This window comes from Microcoleus sp. OTE_8_concoct_300 (assembly GCF_031383065.1).
Lineage (GTDB): Bacteria > Cyanobacteriota > Cyanobacteriia > Cyanobacteriales > Microcoleaceae > Microcoleus.
Genome location: NZ_JANMZH010000672.1, coordinates 1 through 1,105 on the forward strand (window position 1 = coordinate 1; position 1,105 = coordinate 1,105).

Sequence of the window (1,105 nt, forward strand, 5' to 3'; positions counted from 1 at the left end):
CTTTAACAGATAAATATTGGTTGGACAAGCGTCTAGTCATAGACTGCGTTAAAGAAAACCAACTGCGGCGGATTCGCGGTCAATCAGAGTTAACATTCACCGAATACCGAGAAATCTTTTTCCAAAACCTGCCGCCATTGAAAAAACTCAATAAGTTAAGAGAGATTGCGGCAACTCGCTTCATGAGAAAAGCCGGACAAAGCTGGTTAAATCGGGAGATTTTATCGACTCTGGTTTACGGAATTGCCACAACAGCGCTGAACCCTCAAGCCACTGTGCACAAAATTCAGTGGATGAAATATCAGAAGCGATTATAAATCAAGAATTTATCTAATTAGCTGTTTGCCTGCTGCACAGCATATTCCAGGTTTATAAAGTACAAAAAAAGCAGCTTGTAAACCTGTTTTTAAAGTGATTAGTATTGACCAAATAAGCGCGCACACGCCAAGTAAAACATCAAGCCGGAGTGATAGTGGTTGGCGAGACATGACGTAAAAAAGCTTTCAGTTGTGACCACCATAATTCTATCGGATTAAAGTCCGGAGAATAGGGTGATAAACTGAGGCTACGCTTAGCCAGTCGATTGAATCAAGGGTTCAATCACCGCCAGAAGAGTGGGCAGAGAGATTATCCATAACAACGACTGCACCTTTCCATAAATTGGGTACTAAAAAGTGTTCACTAAAAACGGAAAATGCCTTACCATTTATCGATCCGACCCATTTAGCGTCATTAGTCCTATTACTTTTTTAACAGTTGTTGCTCCGATAATAGTAATTTTTGCCCCATATTAAATGGTTTTAAATCGTAGACTCTACTACCCGATCTTGAACGAGCGTGGGTGAGTGTCAACCCCAATAAAATGCGCATTTAATCAAAAAAAAAAGGTTTTCAGGGTCAATGTTTTTTACTTTTTCCCAATATTTACAGATATAAATTTGTACTCTTTCAGTGGCAGACTGACTAGGGCCTATGGTCTTTTTTTTCGCGTCAAATTTTGTTTTTGTAGTTCACGACACATCATGCAAGGGCGCTCCAGCTTCCTTGTAGTTCATAAGCCAATATTCACAATATTCTGACAACGATGCTCTCCGGATATTTTTCT

General features: G+C 39.7%; 1 pseudogene. It reads left to right on the top strand.

Annotated features, from left to right (window positions below):
• A pseudogene (locus tag ACUVJL_RS30420) lies at positions 1–317 on the top strand (glycosyltransferase family 2 protein); the annotation flags it as partial.
• Between the last annotated feature and the right edge of the window lie 788 nt (positions 318–1,105).